Source organism: Nonomuraea sp. NPDC050394, from assembly GCF_044459065.1.
Taxonomy (GTDB): Bacteria; Actinomycetota; Actinomycetes; order Streptosporangiales; family Streptosporangiaceae; genus Nonomuraea.
In genome coordinates this window covers 268285-285631 of sequence record NZ_JBITIO010000006.1, presented here as the reverse complement: position 1 = coordinate 285631, position 17347 = coordinate 268285, and the positions used below count along the sequence as shown (strand labels likewise).

16 protein-coding genes are annotated in these 17347 nt (G+C 70.4%); 4 read left to right on the top strand and 12 right to left on the bottom strand.

Features of this window, described 5'->3' with window-relative positions; translation table 11 throughout:
* Positions 1 to 72 precede the first annotated feature (72 nt).
* Entirely contained in the window at positions 73 to 1629 is a 1557-nt protein-coding gene (locus ACIBKY_RS25125; RefSeq protein ID WP_397099939.1) for a condensation domain-containing protein, read from the top strand.
* Here ACIBKY_RS25125 and ACIBKY_RS25120 read toward each other — a convergent pair.
* From ACIBKY_RS25120 to ACIBKY_RS25090, 7 genes are read right to left on the bottom strand one after another with little or no spacing between them, the layout of a single operon-like run.
* The gene (locus ACIBKY_RS25120) at positions 1605 to 1892 is read right to left on the bottom strand and encodes a hypothetical protein (protein ID WP_397099937.1); all 288 of its coding nucleotides are present in this window, start codon (positions 1890 to 1892) and stop codon (positions 1605 to 1607) included. The genes ACIBKY_RS25125 and ACIBKY_RS25120 overlap by 25 nt on opposite strands.
* Positions 1889 to 2086 (bottom strand): hypothetical protein, encoded by a 198-nt coding sequence (locus ACIBKY_RS25115; RefSeq protein WP_397099935.1) that lies wholly within the window; start codon positions 2084 to 2086, stop codon positions 1889 to 1891. The genes ACIBKY_RS25120 and ACIBKY_RS25115 overlap by 4 nt, the downstream gene beginning before the upstream one ends.
* 53 nt (positions 2087 to 2139) lie before the next feature.
* Positions 2140 to 5985 carry an alpha-L-arabinofuranosidase C-terminal domain-containing protein gene (locus tag ACIBKY_RS25110; RefSeq protein WP_397099933.1) on the bottom strand — a complete coding sequence of 1282 codons (3846 nt, stop codon included), beginning with the start codon at positions 5983 to 5985 and terminating at the stop codon, positions 2140 to 2142.
* A gap of 9 nt (positions 5986 to 5994) precedes the next feature.
* A complete protein-coding gene (locus ACIBKY_RS25105) occupies positions 5995 to 6774 on the bottom strand; it encodes a carbohydrate ABC transporter permease (protein ID WP_397099931.1) in 780 nt (259 codons plus the stop codon).
* Between the two features lie 23 nt (positions 6775 to 6797).
* Positions 6798 to 7664 carry a carbohydrate ABC transporter permease gene (locus tag ACIBKY_RS25100; RefSeq protein WP_397099929.1) on the bottom strand — a complete coding sequence of 289 codons (867 nt, stop codon included), beginning with the start codon at positions 7662 to 7664 and terminating at the stop codon, positions 6798 to 6800.
* Entirely contained in the window at positions 7661 to 8899 is a 1239-nt protein-coding gene (locus ACIBKY_RS25095) for an ABC transporter substrate-binding protein (protein WP_397099927.1), read from the bottom strand. The genes ACIBKY_RS25100 and ACIBKY_RS25095 overlap by 4 nt, the downstream gene beginning before the upstream one ends.
* Positions 8896 to 10383, bottom strand: coding sequence for an alpha-N-arabinofuranosidase (locus tag ACIBKY_RS25090; RefSeq protein WP_397099925.1), 1488 nt, complete (start codon positions 10381 to 10383; stop codon positions 8896 to 8898). The genes ACIBKY_RS25095 and ACIBKY_RS25090 overlap by 4 nt, the downstream gene beginning before the upstream one ends.
* Before the next feature lie 78 nt (positions 10384 to 10461).
* On the opposite strand from ACIBKY_RS25090, the gene ACIBKY_RS25085 reads away from it, so the two are divergent.
* The gene (locus ACIBKY_RS25085) at positions 10462 to 11463 is read left to right on the top strand and encodes a LacI family DNA-binding transcriptional regulator (RefSeq protein ID WP_397099923.1); all 1002 of its coding nucleotides are present in this window, start codon (positions 10462 to 10464) and stop codon (positions 11461 to 11463) included.
* 54 nt (positions 11464 to 11517) lie between these two features.
* On the opposite strand, the gene ACIBKY_RS25080 is transcribed toward ACIBKY_RS25085, so the two are convergent.
* From ACIBKY_RS25080 to ACIBKY_RS25060, 5 genes are all read right to left on the bottom strand, one after another.
* Positions 11518 to 11718: a hypothetical protein gene (locus ACIBKY_RS25080; RefSeq protein WP_397099921.1), complete on the bottom strand. Its 201-nt coding sequence runs from the start codon at positions 11716 to 11718 to the stop codon at positions 11518 to 11520.
* Between the two features lie 307 nt (positions 11719 to 12025).
* On the bottom strand, positions 12026 to 12487 hold the full coding sequence (locus tag ACIBKY_RS25075; RefSeq protein WP_397099920.1) for a hypothetical protein: 462 nt from the start codon (positions 12485 to 12487) through the stop codon (positions 12026 to 12028).
* Between the two features lie 259 nt (positions 12488 to 12746).
* Positions 12747 to 13781: a M4 family metallopeptidase gene (locus ACIBKY_RS25070; protein ID WP_397099918.1), complete on the bottom strand. Its 1035-nt coding sequence runs from the start codon at positions 13779 to 13781 to the stop codon at positions 12747 to 12749.
* A gap of 91 nt (positions 13782 to 13872) precedes the next feature.
* Complete coding sequence (locus ACIBKY_RS25065) at positions 13873 to 15087, bottom strand: MFS transporter (RefSeq protein ID WP_397099916.1); 1215 nt, start codon at positions 15085 to 15087, stop codon at positions 13873 to 13875.
* Between the two features lie 19 nt (positions 15088 to 15106).
* Positions 15107 to 15859 (bottom strand): tRNA-dependent cyclodipeptide synthase, encoded by a 753-nt coding sequence (locus tag ACIBKY_RS25060; RefSeq protein ID WP_397099914.1) that lies wholly within the window; start codon positions 15857 to 15859, stop codon positions 15107 to 15109.
* Positions 15860 to 16043: 184 nt separating this feature from the next.
* Between ACIBKY_RS25060 and ACIBKY_RS25055 the strand changes: the two genes are divergently transcribed.
* Together ACIBKY_RS25055 and ACIBKY_RS25050 are read left to right on the top strand one after the other, a co-directional pair.
* Positions 16044 to 16988 carry a hypothetical protein gene (locus tag ACIBKY_RS25055; protein ID WP_397099912.1) on the top strand — a complete coding sequence of 315 codons (945 nt, stop codon included), beginning with the start codon at positions 16044 to 16046 and terminating at the stop codon, positions 16986 to 16988.
* A complete protein-coding gene (locus ACIBKY_RS25050; protein ID WP_397099910.1) occupies positions 16982 to 17344 on the top strand; it encodes a GntR family transcriptional regulator in 363 nt (120 codons plus the stop codon). The genes ACIBKY_RS25055 and ACIBKY_RS25050 overlap by 7 nt, the downstream gene beginning before the upstream one ends.
* Positions 17345 to 17347 lie beyond the last annotated feature (3 nt).

Here is a 17347-nt window from a genome sequence, read left to right as displayed (position 1 = left end):
ATTTGTTTGTTAGCGTGATGCTACACAGCTCCAGTGGACGTGGACAATGGACGGGCTCCGTTGAATCTGATCGTGCACTTCGATGACCTGCCGGACCGGCAGGGCGCGCTGACCATGGGCCAGGCGAACATGGCGCGCTGCGTGCGCCGGGATCCTCCCGAGCACATGAACTTCCTGATGATCAAGCGCGTGCCACGGCGGACCGGTCTCGACCGGATCGCCGACGCCACCCTCGCGCTGCTGTCGCGGCACGAGGGCCTGCGCACGACCTTCTCCGCCGGCACACAGCACGTGCACGGCAAGGGCGCGCTGGAGGTCGTGGTCGTCCCCGACCACGGCGGTCCGCCGATGCGCGCCGCCGAGGAGGCCGGCGTCCTCCTGCGCGCCCCGCGCTTCGACCTCGAAGGCGAGTTTCCGTTGCGCATGGCGGTGATCTGCACGGAGGCCGAGCCACGCCTGGCGGTCTTCGTGCTCCCGCACACCGCCGTGGACGCCATCAGCCTCGCCCACCTGCTACACGAATGGGAGACACTCCTGCACGGCCGGCCGTTGCCCGGACCGGAACCGACCCAGCCCATCGACCTGGCCGACAGCGAACGCACCCCGGCGGCGCTGCGCCGCGCCGAGGCGGCTGTCGAACACTGGCGTACCGGCCTGGCCAGGTCGCCGCAGACGATGTTCCCGATCGCCTTCGACACCGAGCACGCCATGGTGGCGCGGCTGCGTGTCCGCTCGGCCGCCGTCATGCCCTGCCTGGAACGTGCCGCCGCCAGGACCGGGGCCAGCCCCTCGATGATCGTGATGGCCGCGCTCGGCACCCTCGTCGGCCACCGTACGGCCCAGCCGACCTGCCTGCTGGCGTCCCTGTCGAGCAACCGCGCCCATCCCAGGCTGCGGACGCACATCGGCCCGCTGGCCCAGGACGCCCTGGTCGTGACCGATCTGCGCGCCGCGACGTTCGACGAGCTGATCGCCCGCTTCCGGGTGGCCGCGCTCGCCGGGTACCAGCGCAGCCGGTTCGACTCCGAGGCGCTGTGGGAGGCGATCCACGCCATGGACGCCGAACGCGGCACCCGGTACGCCAGGGACTGCGTCTTCAACGACATGAGCGCCCAGGTGCCGCCCGACGACGAGGAGGACCCGGTCGACGAACCCGAGCTGACCTGGCTGCCCGAGGCGGCGCTGCCGGCCAACCTCTCCCTCTGGATCAACCGGCTCGACACCGTGCTCGACCTGACCCTGTGGGTCAATCCCGCGGCGCTGTCCGGGGAAGAGGCGGAGGCGTTCGGGGCGGGGCTGGTCAGGCTGCTGACGGCGGCGGGCGATCGGGTGGTGGACGTCGCCGAGATCACGGCGGTGACCGGGGTGGCGGCGATGCCGTACGGGCCGGAGTGGGTGCGTTCCGGCACGTCATGGGTACGGCCGGAAGCCGTCCGGCGGCTGGTCGAACGCGCGGTGCCCGGCGGTACGGCGAGCGTCACGCTCGACGGGGACGGCGCGTTCACCTGCCACCTCGTCACCGGCACGGCCATCACCCCGGGCCAGGCGCACCGGGCCTGTCTCGACCTGCTGCCCGGCTACCCGGACGCCGTCGCCCCCCGCCGCTACGTCATCGAGCCGGCGGGGTGACGGGCCTTCGGAGCCGGGCTCGCCCGGTGCTTGGGCAACGCCGCGATCGCCCCGGCGAGCACCGGCAGCCCGATGGCCAGAGCGGCGATCACCCACCACGGAGTCCCGAAGGACACCCGTAGCAGGATGTCGTCCTCGTCGTAGGGTGTGGTCATCGGCCAGGCCAGCAACCATCCGATGCCACACCCGGCGGCGGCCCCCGGCACCACTCCGCACAGCGCGCTCCATCCCGCGCGCCCCGCGGCGAGCAGCCGCGGCGTCACGGCCGGGCCGCCGCCTGCTCGCAGCAGCGTCCGCCCCGACCGGGTTCCGGTGCCCGCCCGGCCACCCGCGAGAGCAGGAAGCGTGACCTGAGATGCTCTCGCCGGGCCGCTTCCGAGGCCAGGAAGACCGACCCGCACAGCAGCCCCACGAAGAAGCCCGGTGCCACCAAGAAGAGGAGGACGCTTAAGATCACCAGCGAATGGTATGCGCCCCCGCGGGAAACCGCGGGGGCGCCGGTGTCCGTGGCTAAGGGGTGAGGCGGACGGGCAAGGGGCTCGCGCCCAGTGCCGACACCTCCACCGCCGTGCGGACATAGGTGGTGTAGCCGGACGCCGACACCGTCAGGTCGCGGACGCCGGCGGCGGCGGGCAGCCGGTAGTGGCCCGAGGCGTCGGTGACGACGCCGGGGCCGCCCGCGGTGACCGTGGCGCCGGCGATCGGGGTGCCGTCGGTCTTGGTCACCCTGCCGACGATCACGGGTGCCGCGACGGCGGGCGCCGTGATGTCGAACGTCAGCACGGTGAACGAGTGCGCCGGGAAGGTGTGGGCGTTCACGCTGGTGGTCGTGGTGGTCGTGGTCTGGATGGCGGTCGGCTGCCGCCAGGTGTTGCGGTCGAGGTAGCCGGGCGAGCCGACCGTCGAGACGGTGGCGGTCGAGCCGACCGTTCCCGCGCCCGCGAGGTTGATCGTCGCCGCCTGCGCGGCCGACGGGTCACGGTTGACGACCGACACGTAGAGCTTGGAGCCGTCCGCCGATCGGGTGGAGGTGACGTCGAGCATCGGCACGCCGTTGCGGGCGGGCAGGTTGCCCATGGCGGGGGCGTTGTAGGTGGGACCGGTGACCGTGGTGGGCAGCAGCAGTGGCCCGTGGCGGTCGGCGATCAGCTTCTGCACCAGGTACGTCGGGGTGACGAAGCTGCCTCTGTTGCCCAGCCGGATGGCGCTGCCGTCCCAGAACTCCATGAGGGTCGAGGCCGCGTTCACCTCGTTGACGTCGCTTCTGCGCATGAACAGGTTGAGCAGCCCGGCCTCCTGCAGCGCGCCCTCCAGGGTCCTGGACCTGCGGTGTTCCTCGTTGAAGTACATGGCGTTGTGCTCGGTCACCGCGATCTTGATGTCCCGGCTGGTGCCGTTGAGGATGGTGTTGGTGACCGTCGCCATGCGGTCGCCGATCACCGCGGGCGCGCCGACGGAGGCGGCGTAGACGGCCGCGCTGTCGTAGGCCTGCGGCAGTGGCTGCGGGCTGTAGTAGTGGATCGACAGGTGGTCGAGCTTGGATCCCGCGTTGGCGATCATGGTGGTGTTCCAGCTCTGGTCGTTGTTGGTGCCGTCACCGCCCTCGCCGATGAAGGTGATCGTGTCGTCCTTGGCGGCCATCGCGTCGCGGAAGGTCACGTAGCTGGCGGCGAACGCCGCCGCGTTGGTGTGACCGGGCGTCCACGAGCCCCACACCTCGTTCCCGATCTCCCACGTCTTCACGTTGTACGGCGCGCGCCCGCGTTTGGCGCCCCAGGTGGTCCCGGCGGCCCCGTTGGTGTATTCGACCCAGTTGGCCGCGGTCGCCGCGGTCCCCTGGCCCCAGTTGACGTTGAGCACCACCGGGATGTTCAGCGCCTCGGCGAGGCCGAGCACCTCGTCGGTGCCGACGTCGTTGGTCATCCACCCGGCCTCCCACTGCCCGTAGTACATGGGCGGGCGCTGGTCGCGGGGGCCGATGCCGTCGCTGAAGGTGTAGCTGTCGGCGATGATCCCGCCGGGCCACCGGATCGAGCCCGGGTTGAGCGCGGCCACCCGGTCGACGAAGTCCTTGCGCCAGCCGCCGTGCACGACCTCGGCCGGGTCCTTGGGCATGACTCCGGCCATGTCGATCCAGAGGGTGCCGGTGCCGGCCGTACCGATGAAGAGCTTGGCGTAGCGGTCGGTGACCGACGGGGTGAGGGTGACCGTGTGCTTGGACCACGAGGTCCCGGCGCCGGTGACGTTGGCGGTGGCGTAGGGCGTGTAGCCCGGTGAGTCGCCGGTGTCGGGGCCGAGCGCGACAGTGACGGGCGCGCTCAGCCCGCTCTGCTTGAGGTAGACGCTGACCTCGTAGGCGCGACCGGCGGTGACGGCGAGGCCGCCCTGGCTGATCCCTCGGCGCCCGCCGGTGTGCTGGACGTCGACGCGCTGGGCGTAGCTGCCGTTGGCGGCGGTGCGTTCGCGCTCGTAGGTGGCCACGTCGGTGTGGCCGTCGGGACGCCAGGCGTTGTCGGTGCGCCACCAGGTCAGGTAGTCCCACTTCGTCACGCTGGTGCCGTAGCCGTAGAGGAAGGCGTGGTATTCGGTGTTCCGCAGGACGGCGGGCTTGGGGAGGCTGTGGACGAGACGGCCGTTGGCGAAGAAGGAGACCGTGTCGCCGACCTCGATGCGCAGGGTGACGGGTAGCGAGATCGCCGGGCCGGTCCACGGGGTGACGCCGTCGCCGAAGACGCGCAGGGTGCCCGCTTCGACCCCGAATTCCAGATATTTCGAGAAATCGCCGCGTCCGGTGCCCGCGTACAGGTTGAGCAGGCCGTTCACTCCGGTGTAGGAGTCGAGCTTGGCCTCGACCGCGTAGTCCTGAACGTCGCTCTCGACGAGCGGCTGGGACATGAGCCCGTAGCGGCTTCCGGCCGCCCCGTTGATCGTCATCTGGCTGTTGGCCGCGCCCGCGCTGCCCCAGCCGCCTTCGAGCGTGGTCGGCGTCCAGGCGCCCGAGACGCCGCCGCCCTCGAAGTGGTTGTCCCAGCGGTCGAGCATGTGCACCTGGCCGACCTTGACCTCGTCCCAGACGGTGGTGGAGGTGCCGAAGCCGTACAGGAAGAGACGGAAGTCCTGGTGGGGGACGTCGGTGCGGGTGGCCAGTTCGTGCACGCGCACGCCGTTGACGAAGAACCTGAACAGTCTGCCGTTGGACCAGTACGGGCTGACCTGCACGCTCAGCGTCGCCGGCAGGGTGACCGCGCCGCCCGTCCAGTTGCCGGTGCCGTCACTGGTGAAGACCCTGGCCACGCCGCCCTCGACGCCGAACTCCATGAAGCGGTCGAAGCCGCCGGCGCCGCCGTAGACGTTGATGAGGCCGTTCGTGCCCGTGACGCCGTCGAGCCTGGTCTCGATCGTCGTCCAGTCCACGGAACTGTTGGCGATGGGGTCGGACAGCAGGCCGTAGCGTGACTGCGCGCCGCCGGTCACGGTGGCGCGGCCACCGCTCACGCTCACGGTTCCGTTGGCCGTGCCCTCCAGGCGGGACGGAGTCCAGCGGGGTGACAGGGAGCTTCCGGAGAAGGAGTCGTAGGTGCCGTCCGGGGTGAGGGCGAGGTAGTCGGCGGTGACCGTGCCGCTCCAGCCGTACAGGAAGGCCCGGTAGTCACCGGGCAGGCCGGTGAAGCCCGTCAGGGTGTGCACCAGCGTGCCGTTGTGGAAGAAGCGCAACGTCCGCGCGGTGCCGTCGCGGCCGGAGACGTCGACGCGCAGGACCGACGGCGTGGTGGCCGGGCCGCCGGTCCAGGTGGGGCGGCCGTCGGCGTGGACCTTCAGCACGCCGCCCTCGATGGCGAACTCGGCGAAGTTCGTGAACGCGCCGGAGCCGCCGTAGACGCTGAGGATCGCGTTGGTGCCCGTGGAGGAGACGATCCTCGTCTCCACGCTGACCGTGGCGTACCGGCTGCCGGGGACCGGGTTGGACATGATGCCGAAGCGGCCGGGCTGGGCGGCGGTGATGGCCGCGGTGCCGCCGGAGACGGTGAACGTCCCGGCCGGCGCGCCGTCCAGGCTGGTGGGGGTCCACTTCGAGCGGTCGGCGGCGTCGAAGCCGTCATAGAGGGTACTGCGGGCGGGTTCGGTCTCCAGGGAGCGGTTGGCGACCTTCTCGGCCCAGGCGTTGTTCATGGAGTCGGAGGCCCACTCCATCATCTGGCCGGTGACCGACGGCTGGACGACGCCGACCGGCTTGCTCGCGTCGACGGAGATGACGTTGGCATTGACGCCGGCATGGACGCCGGCTTCGGCCGTGGCGGTCGTTAAGGCGATATTTCCGCATAAAAGGGCTAGGCAGGCAAGGACGGGCTTCACCATGGGTGGTACCTACTTCATTCCGGTGGTTGCGATGCCTTCGATGAAGCGCCGCTGGACGAGCAGGAACGCGGCGACCATCGGCAGGAGGGTGAGCACGGCGCCGGCCATCAGCAGGCCGTACTCGATGACGTGCTCGCCCATGAACAGCGCCAGCCCCGCGGGCAGCGTCTGCATGTCGGTCTCGGTGGTGAACACCAGCGGCCAGAGCAGGTCGTTCCAGTTGTACATGAAGTGGAACAGGCCCAGCGTGAGCAGCGCGGGCCCGGACAGCGGCAGAATCACCCTCCGGTAGATGCCGAACTCGGACGAGCCGTCGATGCGGGCTGCCTCGTCGAGTTCGCGCGGGATGGTCAGGAAGTACTGGCGCAGGAAGAAGATGCCGAACGCGTTCGTCGCCCGAGGCACGATCAGCCCCTGGTAGGTGTTGATCCAGTCCATGGAGCTGAGCAGCTGGAACAACGGCACCAGCGTGACCTGCGGCGGGATCATCAGCAGGAGCAGGATCAGGACGAAAACCGCGTTCTTGCCCGGGAAGTCCATCCTGGCCAGGGCGTAGGCGGCCAGGGAGTCCAGCAGCAGCGACACCGCCGTCACACCGCCCGCGAACACGACGGTGTTGAGGAACTGCCGGCCGAAGGGGATCCGCTCCCAGATCTGCGTGTAGTGGTCGGTGGTGAAGCCGCCGGGCAGCAGCGAGGGCGGATAGCGGACGATCGCGGCCTCCGGCGTGATCGACGCCACGACCATCCAGACCAGCGGGAGGAGGACCAGCGCCGCACCGACCAACAAAGCCCCATATTTCAGGACTCGCACTAGTACCTCACCGCCCGGCGGCTGAAGAAGACGTTCTGCGCCAGTGACAGCACGAACACGATCAGCACCAGCACCCAGGCGATGGCCGAGGCGTAGCCGAACTCGAAGTCCTGCAGGCCCTTGCGGTAGACGAGGTAGACCAGCGACTCGGTGGCGAAGTGCGGCCCGCCGCGGGTCATGACGAAGATCTGGTCGAACACCTGGAGCGCGGCGATCGCGGCGATGATGAAGACGAACATCGTGGTGTGCCCCAGCAGCGGCCAGGTCACCTTGCGGAAGCGCTGCCACGGACCGGCGCCGTCGATGGTGGCGGCCTCGTAGTACATCCGCGGGATCGTCTGCAGCCCCGCCAGGTACATGACCATGTAGAAGCCGGCGTTCTTCCAGACGCCGACGCCGATCAGGTACCACATGGCCACGTCCGCGTCCCGCACGCCGTCGCCCACGTCGACGCCGAGACCGCGCAGCCAGTACGTGACCAGCCCGATGTCCGGATCGAGCAGGAACTTCCACGCGATCGCCACCACGCCCAGCGAGACCACGGACGGCAAAAACAGCGCGGACCGGAAGAACCCGCGCCCCCTGACGTGGCCGTTGAGCAGCAGCGCCAGGCCCAGGGCCAGCGCGACCGCGACGGGCGTGGCGACGACCGCATAGAACACCGTGTTGCGCAGCGCGACCAGGAAGGCCGGGTCGGCGAGCAGCTTGGTGTAGTTGCCGAGCCCGACGAAGGTCCCCGGGCCGATGGACTTGTCGTAGAAGGAGTCGGCCAGCGACTGGAGCATGGGCCAGACCATGAACACCCCGGCCACGATCAGGGTCGGTGCGAGAAAGGCGTACGCGGTCGCCGTACGGCGGGCCCTCATGGGCCGGAAAGCGGCGCGATCTCCTTGGCCGCCTCGTCAAGCGCCTGCCGGACCTGGGCCTTGCCCGTGGTCACCCGCTGGACGGCCGGTTCGAAGATCTCCTCGTAGATCTTGCGGAACTCGGCCTGGCCGGGCAGCAGCACGCGGGCCTTCTCCGAATGGGCCGCGAACTGCGCCACGTACGGGTTGGCCTTGGTGTCCTCGGGGGTGACGTCGGTTCTGACGCCGGGGAAGCCGGAGCCGTTGGACCACGCGATCTGCGACTCCTTGGAGTTCCAGAACGTGAACCACTCCTTGGCCGCCTTCTGCTTGGCCGCGTCGGACCTGGCGTTGAGCACGAAGGAGGAGGCTCCGGCCAGCGTCACCGCCCCGGCGGGACCCGCCGGGACCATGGCGACGCCGAAGTCCACCCCGGCCTCCTTGAACCCGGTGGTCATCCACGGCCCGGTGATGTTGGTGGCCGCCTTGCCGGTCTGGAAGAGCTTGTCGGCGTCCGCGCCGCCGAGGCCGGTGGGCGAGATCCGGTCCTTGGCGACGAGGTCGCTCCACTGCTGGACCGCCTGCACCGACTGCGGGCTGCTGAGCGAGAGCAGGTCGCCGCCGTTGCCCCACAGCAGGATCGGCCAGACCTGGATCGTCTGGTGGTCGGGCAGCGCCGTGCCGTACTGCTCGGGGCGGCCGTCGCCGTTGGTGTCCTTGGTCAGCTTCTTCAGCGCGGACTGCCACTCCTGCCACGTGGCCGGAGGCTTGCCGGGGTCGAGCCCGGCGTCCTTGAAGAGCTTCTTGTTGTAGTACATGAGGATCGGCGTGAACGTCATCGGTACCGCGTAGTGCTTGCCCTTGAACAGGGTGGCCTCGACGGCGGGCTTGACCAGGGTGGCCGTCCGCTCGGCGGTGAACCAGTCGTCGAGCGGGGCCAGCACGCCCTTGGCCGCGAAGCGGCCGATGTGGGCGTCGTCGAAGGCGACGAGGTCGGGGCCGTTGCCGCTGGTGTAGGCGGGCAGCAGCTTCTGGAACAACACGTCCCAGGTCATGATGTTCATCTCGATGCGGATGCCGGGATGTGTGTCGTTGAACTTCTTCACCAGCCCTTCCAGCGCGGGACGGTCGGGGCCGGTGTAGCCGTTCCAGAAGGTGAGCGTGACCTGTCCGCCGGATGTGCCGGATGTATCGGTAGATCCGCAGGCGGTCAGCGAGAGCGCGGTGACGACGGCGAGAGCGAGCAGGCGTTTCATACGGGGTCAGCTCCGGTGAAGGTGAGACGGATCAGGCTCCAGGACGCAGCCGGGAGCAGGGCGCGCAACTGTGCCCCGTCGAGCTGCGCGTTGGCGAGCGGCACGACGGCCGCTTCGGTGGCGTGCGGGTCGGCCCCGGCCTCCAGCACGTGGGTGTGCGCGAGTCTCAGCCGTCCCAGGGTGCGCAGGTCGGCGGTCAGGTCCAGGGCCTCGTGGGCGCTCCTGTTGACCGCGATCACCGTGACGCCCTCGTCGTCGAGGGTGGCCACGGCGGACAGCTGCGCGGCTTCGCCGTACCTCGCCGTGTCGAGCAGCGGCGAGCGCGGCTCCACCCGCAGCACGGTCCCCCGCGCGTGGCGGGCGGTCAGCGCGAACGGGTGGAAGATCGTCTGACGCCAGGCGGGACCGCCGGGCGAGGTGCGGATGGGTGCGATGATGTTGGCCAGCTGCGCCTGGCAGGCCACGCTCACGCGGTCGGAGTGGCGCAGCAGCGTGATGAGGAAGTCGCCGACCACGACGGCGTCGGCCGCGGTGAAGGTGTCCTCGATGAGCGCGGGCGCCTCCTCGAAGTCTCCCTGCTCACGGCCCTCGTAGCGGGCCTGGTTCCAGACGTTCCACTCGTCGAAGGACAACATCATCTTCTTGGTACGGCGCAGCCGCGCCTTCACGTGGTCGGCGGTCGCGACCACGGAGGAGATGAACCGGTCCATGTCGACCGCCGCGGCGAGGAAACTGCCGAGGTCACCGTCCTCCTCGTAGTAGGCGTGCAGCGAGATGTAGTCGACCGCGTCGTAGGCGTGCTCCAGCACCGTCGACTCCCACGCCCCGAACGTGGGCATCTGGGAGTTGGAACTGCCGCACAGCACCAGCTCGACCCCCGGATCGACCAGCCGCATCGCCTTGGCGGTCTCGTTGGCCAGCCGGCCGTACTCGGTGGCCGTCTTGTGGCCGATCTGCCACGGGCCGTCCATCTCGTTGCCCAGGCACCACAGCTTGATCCCGTACGGCTCCGCCGCCCCGTGCTTGATCCGCAGGTCGGACAGGTGGGTGCCGCCCGGCAGGTTGGCGTACTCCAGCAGGTCGCAGGCTTCCTGGATGCCCCGGGTGCCCAGGTTGACGGCCATCATCGGCTCGACGCCCGCCCTGCCGGTCCAGGACATGAACTCGTGGAGCCCGAACCGGTTCGTCTCGATCTGCCGCCAGGCCAGGTCGAGCCTGGTCGGGCGGTCGGGGCCGACGCCGTCCTCCCAGCGGTAGCCGGAGACGAAGTTGCCGCCCGGATAGCGCACCACGCTGACGCCCATCTCGCGAGTCAGGTCCAGCACGTCGCCGCGGAAGCCCTCGGGCGTGGCGCTGGGGTGACCGGGCTCGAAGATCCCCGTGTAGACGCACCTGCCCATGTGCTCCACGAAGGAGCCGAACAGGCGCCGGTTGACGGGGGCGATCTCGAAGGCCGGATCCAGGCTGAGGTGTGCGTCTTCCATGGCAGCCTTTCTACATCGTTGTCTGCAACGTTGTAAACGGCCTATTTCATCGTTGTAAATCGCGATAGAGTGCTCGGCATGCGGCCCAGGCTGAAAGACGTCGCCGAACACGCGGGCGTGTCCATCAAGACCGTCTCCAACGTGGTCAACGGCTACCCCCACGTCAGCCCGGACACCCGCTCCCGGGTCGAGGCGGCCATCGCCGAGCTGCGCTACCGGCCCAACCTGTCCGCGCGCAACCTGCGCAGCGGCCGTTCAGGGGTGATCGCGCTGGCCGTACCGGATCTGTCGATCCCCTACTTCTCCGAGCTGGCCACCAAGGTGATCGAGGTGGCCGACCTGCGGGGCTGGACCGTCCTCATCGACCAGACCCAGGGCGAACGCCGCAAGGAACAACTCGTCATGTCCGGCATCCGGGCGCAGCTCATCGACGGCATGCTGTTCAGCCCGCTCGCCCTCACCCCCGAGGACCTGCGCGCGCGGACCGACCAGACCCCGATGGTCCTGCTGGGCGAGCGCATCGGCGGCGGCACGCTCGACCACGTCGCCGTCGACAACGTCGCCGCCGCCCACCTGGCCACCTCTCACCTGGTCGCCCTCGGCCGCCGCCGCATCGCGGCCATCGGCGCCCAGCGCGCCGCCCGCGCGGTCACGGCGGAACAGCGCCTGCGCGGCTTCCGCCGCGCCCTGTCCGACGCGGGCCTGTCCGAGCACGCCGTCGCCGACGTCGCCGACTACCATCGTGCCGACGGCGCGGAAGCCATGGCCCGCCTGCTCACCGGCGACCCGCCGGACGCCGTCTTCTGCTTCAACGACACCCTCGCCCTGGGCGCGCTGCGCACCCTGCTGTCGCGCGGCCTGCGGGTCCCGCGGGACGTCGCCCTGATCGGCTTCGACGACATCGAGGACGGCCGCTTCTCCACCCCCACCCTGACCACCATCGCGCCGGACAAGGCCCACATCGCCGAGACCGCGGTCAACCTCCTGGCCACCCGCCTGTCGGCCGGCGCCGAACCGCCGCAGGACCTCTGCGCCCCGCACCGCCTGATCGTCCGCGAGAGCACGGCCACCGGCCCGTGAGTCCGAGGGTTGATCGTCATGCGGTACGCCGAGGGGCGTGGGGTGGGCCGGATGTCAGGGCTGTCCGGCGGCGCAGAATTCGGCTTCGAGGACCTTGGTGAAGGAGGCCACGGGGTATTTCCAGTCACCGTTGACGTTCTGCACGAGCATGCGGGTGGCGTCGCGGGTGCCGTAGGCGTATGACCATGAGCCGGGGAGCGCGCCGGGCCGGCCGGGGATCCGGTCCGCTCCGGCCGCGGTCGCGGATGTGGCCATGGCGGCGACCGTGGCGACGACGAGCAGGCCACCCGGCGGTGCCCGCCTGCGGGACGTGAGCCGGTTCCTCGGCCACATCAACGACGACCTCGTCCGCTCCGTCGACCACTGGCGGAGCACCGCGGACGGGTCGCGAAAGAGAACCCGCAGCCGGCCTGTACGCCACTGGCCGGTCGGGAGTAGGAGCTTTGTGACCCGGTGCGCCCGGGGCAGGTCAGGTCGCCGCCATCCGGCGATCAGGCCTTCGACATGCTGTGTCACCATCCCGGCGGCAGGCGTCCCGGCGCCACCGGCGATGTATTTCAGGTCAGGGGTAGATCGTGTAGGTCTTGGTGTTGTTGCACACGATCGTGCCCGGGAGGCAGCGCTTGGCCCTGATCGTGATGCGGTCGAGGTTGGTGCGGGTCGTGGACCATTTGAAGCTCTTGTGGCCCTTGTTGCGACCGGCCTCCTGGTACCCGCCGTAGATTTCGCTGCCGTTGCTCTTCTTGAAGGAGACCTCGACCACGGCCGTCCAGACGTCCTTCTTGGTGTCCGTGACACTGCCGCGCGCCAGGCCGTAGCCATTGCTGCAGAGCTGCAGGACGTAGCTGACGAAGCCGTCCTTCGTGTTCAGCTTGCTCCACTTTTCCTTGCAGCCGGCCGAGGAGACGGCCGAGGAAGCGGTGGTGGTGGAGGCCGTGGCCGGCGTGGCCGGCGTCAGTACGGCGAAGGCCGCAGAGACCCCGGCGACGGTGGCGAGCATCTTCGAAGGGGAGAGCTTCCGCATGAAATTCGATCCTTGTCAGTCAACGAGAATTCACCGTGCTCCGCCTGTGCTCAGAGCACCGCCGATGATGCTAAACACCGGCGGTATGGCCGCGGTATGTCGTGCCCGACACCCCGCCGCGCGCCAGTCCGGCGCCCGTGCCCTGCCGGGAGCCCGGACGTGATCACCTCAGCCGGCTCGCCACCGGCTGCCGAGGGAGTGCTGGGCACGGTGGCCGCCGCGAGGGACAAGCCGGCGAGGATGCGAGAGGCGGCCGGGCCTAGCGGGCCGGAGGTGGCGCGCAGGCGGGCTCGCCTGGCTGGGCCGGTACGCTGACCGCGTCCCACGCGGCCTTGACCGTGACGCAGGCCGGATCGGCCGGGCCGTACAGATCGATGGCCGACATGACGGAGGCGGTACGGACGTGGACGTAGCGCCAGCCGGACGTCTTGCGCAGGAGGGACTGCATGAAGACGCGTCCGGCCTTCACCAGGCCGATGCCGGTCACCGAGGCCGGGCCGCCGGCGCAGATCGGGCTGGAGGGTTTCCCGCCGCCGGGCGTGCTGCCTTCGGCCAGCAGGTAGAACCAGTGGCGCATCGGGCCGGAGGCGGCGTGGACCTCGGTGGCCGGGATCTGGGCGCTGTAGCAGTTGGGGTGGCCGTCCAGGCTCGGGTTGTAGGTGTGGCGGAGTGGTCCGCCGCCGATCATGTCTTCTCCCTCGCCGATCAGGTAGTCGGGCCGGTCGACGTGGTTGTTCGCGTACCACTCGGTGAGGGTGCCGAAGATGTCGGCGGCGCCCTCGTTGATGCCGCCGTTCTCGTTGCCCGCGCCGGTACCGCCGGGTGTGGTCTGGTAGACGACGTGGCCGTACTGGTGGCCCACCAGGTCCAGCTGGGTCGGGAAGCTCTGGCCGCCGGGGAAGTCGACGGTGGAGCCGGGGATGGGCGTGCCGGTCACGATCCGGGCGGGGGCGCCGCGGCCGCTGCCGTTGATGCCGTTGCGGCCCAGCCAGTCGCGCAGCATGTCCCACATGCGCTGCACGCCGTACAGGACGTCGACGCAGGCGGTGACCGTGTCGTTGCGCCGTCCGTTGCCGATCGTGGCGCCGGACGGCAGTTTGACGGGCATGGTGCCGTTGATACCGCAGGAGATGCCTGGACGTAACGGGTCGGTCAGGGTGTAGTACCCGCCGGATTCGGTGACGTCGATCTGGACTCCGCCGTTGTGGTGGCCGAGTCCGGAGGCCGGGACGAAGGTCAGGGCGAGGCTTATGGCCGCCGAGAACGCTGTCGCCGCATAGACAGGAAGCTTCACGATGCTCCTTCCAGGGGCTTGTGGCGTCTGGAGGTTAAGATCCGTCTGACCGGCCGTCAACCCGCCGGAAGGGGCGCCGGCCGTACCGTGATCACGCGACCGTGACCGCTTCGGCGGGCAGGCGGCGGGCGAGCCGGACCACCGTGAGCGCGGCCGCCGCCAGCAGCACGCCGAGCGTCGCCCACAGCAGCGCCGGGACCGTGGTGAGCAGGGCCGAGAACCCGACCGGCGCGACGACGGCGGCGATCGCCCAGGTCAGCTGGTAGATCGCCAGGTAGCGCCCGCGCATGGCGGGCGGCGCGGTGCCCGCGGCCAGTCCCCAGGAGGGGACGGTGTGCATGAGCTCGCCCACGGTGAGGATGAGCGTGGCCGCGACGAGCCCGCCGATCCGCACGGGCCCCGGCGGCAGCAGCGCCGTCGCGGCGTAGGCGCCGCACGCCGCGATGAGCACCGCCCCGCCCAAAGCCAGGGAGTGCGTACGGCGGGCCGCACGCTGCAGCCGCCGGACCAGAAGCTGACCCGAGGCCGCCAGGAAGGTGTTGAGCGCGTAGAGCACCCCGAGAACGGCCGCGGGAGCCCCGAGCACGGTCACCGCGTAGATCGGCAGCGCGACGGGAAGGATCATGTGCGCCAGCGTGAACGCCTGCTCGGCCCCCACCAGGGCGATGAACGGCCGATCGCCCAGAACCCGCCGGTAGCCGCCACGCGGTCCGGCGTCTCTGGCGGCCTGGACGCGTGGCCCCGAGAGGATCAGGCAGGTCGAGGCCAGCACGAAACTGGCCGCGTTCACCACGGCGATGACCGTGAACCCGGCGCCGCCGGCCAGGGAGACCGCGCCCGCCGACAGCAGCCCGCCGAGGCCGAAGGCGACGTTGCGGGCCGTGGCCATGAGCGCGTAGAGCCGGTCGCGCCGCGCCCCCTCGGCCAGGACCGCGACATAGCCGGCCGAGGCCGGATAGTAGGCCCGGTCCCCCACGGCGACCAGCGCCGCGACGATGATCAGCGCGGTGAATCCGTCCACGAGCGGATAGGCGGCGAACGCCAGCGCGCGCAGCACGTAGGTTCCCACCAGCACGCCGCGCGCGTCGAAGCGGTCGATCAGGATGCCCGCGACCGGATTGGCGGCCAGCCCGGCCGCGGCAGCCACCGTCACACCGAGTCCGACCACGGCCATGGACAGCCCGGTGACCTCGTGGATGAACAGCAGGGTGAGCGGAAGGTAGAGGCCGCTGCCCAGCGCGTCGACGAACATCCCCGTCAGGAACGCCCGCTCGCCCCGGACACGTGTGGCGGACGTGACAGGCATGCGGGCCAGTCTCACCGGATCACGCGCCGGGCGGATCAGCCCTTGTGCCCAGGCACGCTCCGTCGTTGGTCCTAGGTACATCCGGTTCCCGGACGCGCAGCGCGACGTATCCCTGGCCGGGGAAGGCGCGGTACTTCGCGCCGTCGGTGAAGAAGTAGCGGGTGCAGGGTGTGGGGCGGCTGTAGGCGGTGACGGTTTCGCTCACGCCGAGGATCCCGACCGCGTTGACGATGAACGGCAGGGTCTTCTCGCCGTGCACCAGGCCGATGTCGATCTGCTGCGGGGTGGGCTCCCAGCCCTGGGGCATCCTGGCCATGAGCGCGTCCCGCGTCCCCGCGCGCAGGAGCGGCCCATAGGCGGGGTCGGCGATGGCCTCGCGGGCGTAGGCCAGCCCGCGACGGTACTCCGCGGTGCCCGCCCACTCGGCGAACTCGCTGACGCGCAGGTCCGGGCGGCCCGCGGTGTCGCGGGCGCGCCGGATCCTGGCCGCCATCTGGCTGATGTCGGCGCGGGCTCTGCGGTAGGCGTGATGCTCCGGGCGGCCCCGGGCGAGATAGGTCGCGGCGGTCATCTCCAGGTCGGAGACCAGGACGTCGACCCGTCTGACCGTCCGGGCCGCCCACCGGAACGTCGCCGCGAGCCGGGCGGCGGAGAAGTAGGGGTTTCCCGGGCTGACCAGCAACGTGATGTGCTCACGCCCGGCCAGGATCCGGGCGCACCGGGCGCTGCAGGGCTCGACGTCGACGAGCGGGGTTCCCGCGAGAGGCTTCATCCCTCCGTGTCTTCCCGGGCGTGGACCGCGGCTCACCCGCCCGCGGCCCCGTTCACCGGTTCTTGGCGGTGAACGTCAGATGGGTGAACACCGGCATGCTGCCTTCCTGTCAAGCCTTGTAGGGGCCTCTTCGCGCGAACTGTTAGAAGTGTTATAGTCATAATCAAACAGTTGGAGGTGGGCCATGTCCGACTATGCCGCCCGGGGGCGCCTGCGCCGCCTGGTTATCGCCGCCCTCGGCCCGCCGCTGGTGGTGCTCGTGCCGATCGTGCTGGTCGCCACGCTGGGCGAGCGCCTGCCCGAGAGGGTCACCGTGCACTCCTGGTCGTTCGGCACCCGGATCGGCTTCACCTGGCAGGAGTGGTCGGCGCAGCCGGTCTTCGGGATGATGGTGTGGGCGCAGGCGCTGCTGGCCGTGGCGTTCCTGACGTACTGGTATGTGCCGCTTGGCCAGCGCCTCGTGGTGGCGCTCGGCTGGACGGTCGGCCTGCTCATCCCGGTGGCGTACGGGCTGTGGGCCCTCGGGCTGACCTCCTCGCTCGGTGGCGAGGTGCGGCCGGGCTGGCCGATGGCCGCGCAGGTCGCGGGTACGGTGGCCGCGTTCGCGCTGGGCTGGGTGGTGGCCGGGCCGCTGCCGCGGCATCCGGAGACGGACGTGGTTCCGCCGCCGTGGTTGCGTGCCATGCCGATCGGGGCGGCGCAGCGGGTGATGTTCGTGACCTGGGCGTGGTCGGTGCGCAGGCTCGCGACTGGTGCGATGCTCGTGGGCCTGGCGTTGTGGCTCGGCTTCTGGCCGCTGCTGGCGTGGGCGGTGTTCGAGGCCGCGCAGGCGCGCACCCGGCTGCAGATCGACGCCGGCGGCCTCAGCGTGACGCTGCCGTGGCTCGGACTGCGGCGCACGGTGCCATGGACCCGCGTCCGGCACGCCGAGGTGACGAGCGAGCCGCCCAAGGGCCGCTACAAGCTGGACGACGGCAGCTGGGGCTGGGGCGCGCTGGCCGGGAAGGGCCCGGTGCTGGTGGTGTCATTGTCCGACGACCGCCGCCTGGTCTACTCCACGAGCCAGGCCGGCACCGCGGCCGCGCTGGTCAACGGCTGGCTGCACCGGCTCCGGGCGGGCTCGTGCTGATCACCGTGGACTTCGCCTCCGCCCAGCCGCTGTCGGACCAGGTCGCGGGCGCGGTGCGTACCGCACTGGCCGACGGTACGGCGGCGCCGGGCGACCGGCTGCCCTCGGCCCGCAACGTCGCCGCCAGCCTCGGCATCAACCTGCACACCGTGCTGCGCGGCTATCAGCAACTACGCGACGAAGGCCTGGTGGAGCTGCGCCGGGGCCGCACCGCGGTCATCTCGGGCACCACCGACCAGCTGCGCCTCCGGCTGGAGGCCGCCGCACGGGAGTTCGCCGCCACCGCCCGCCAGGCCGGTGCGAGCGACGAGCAGGCCATGGCCGCCGCCCAGGCCGCACTGCGCGACCTTCCCTGATCA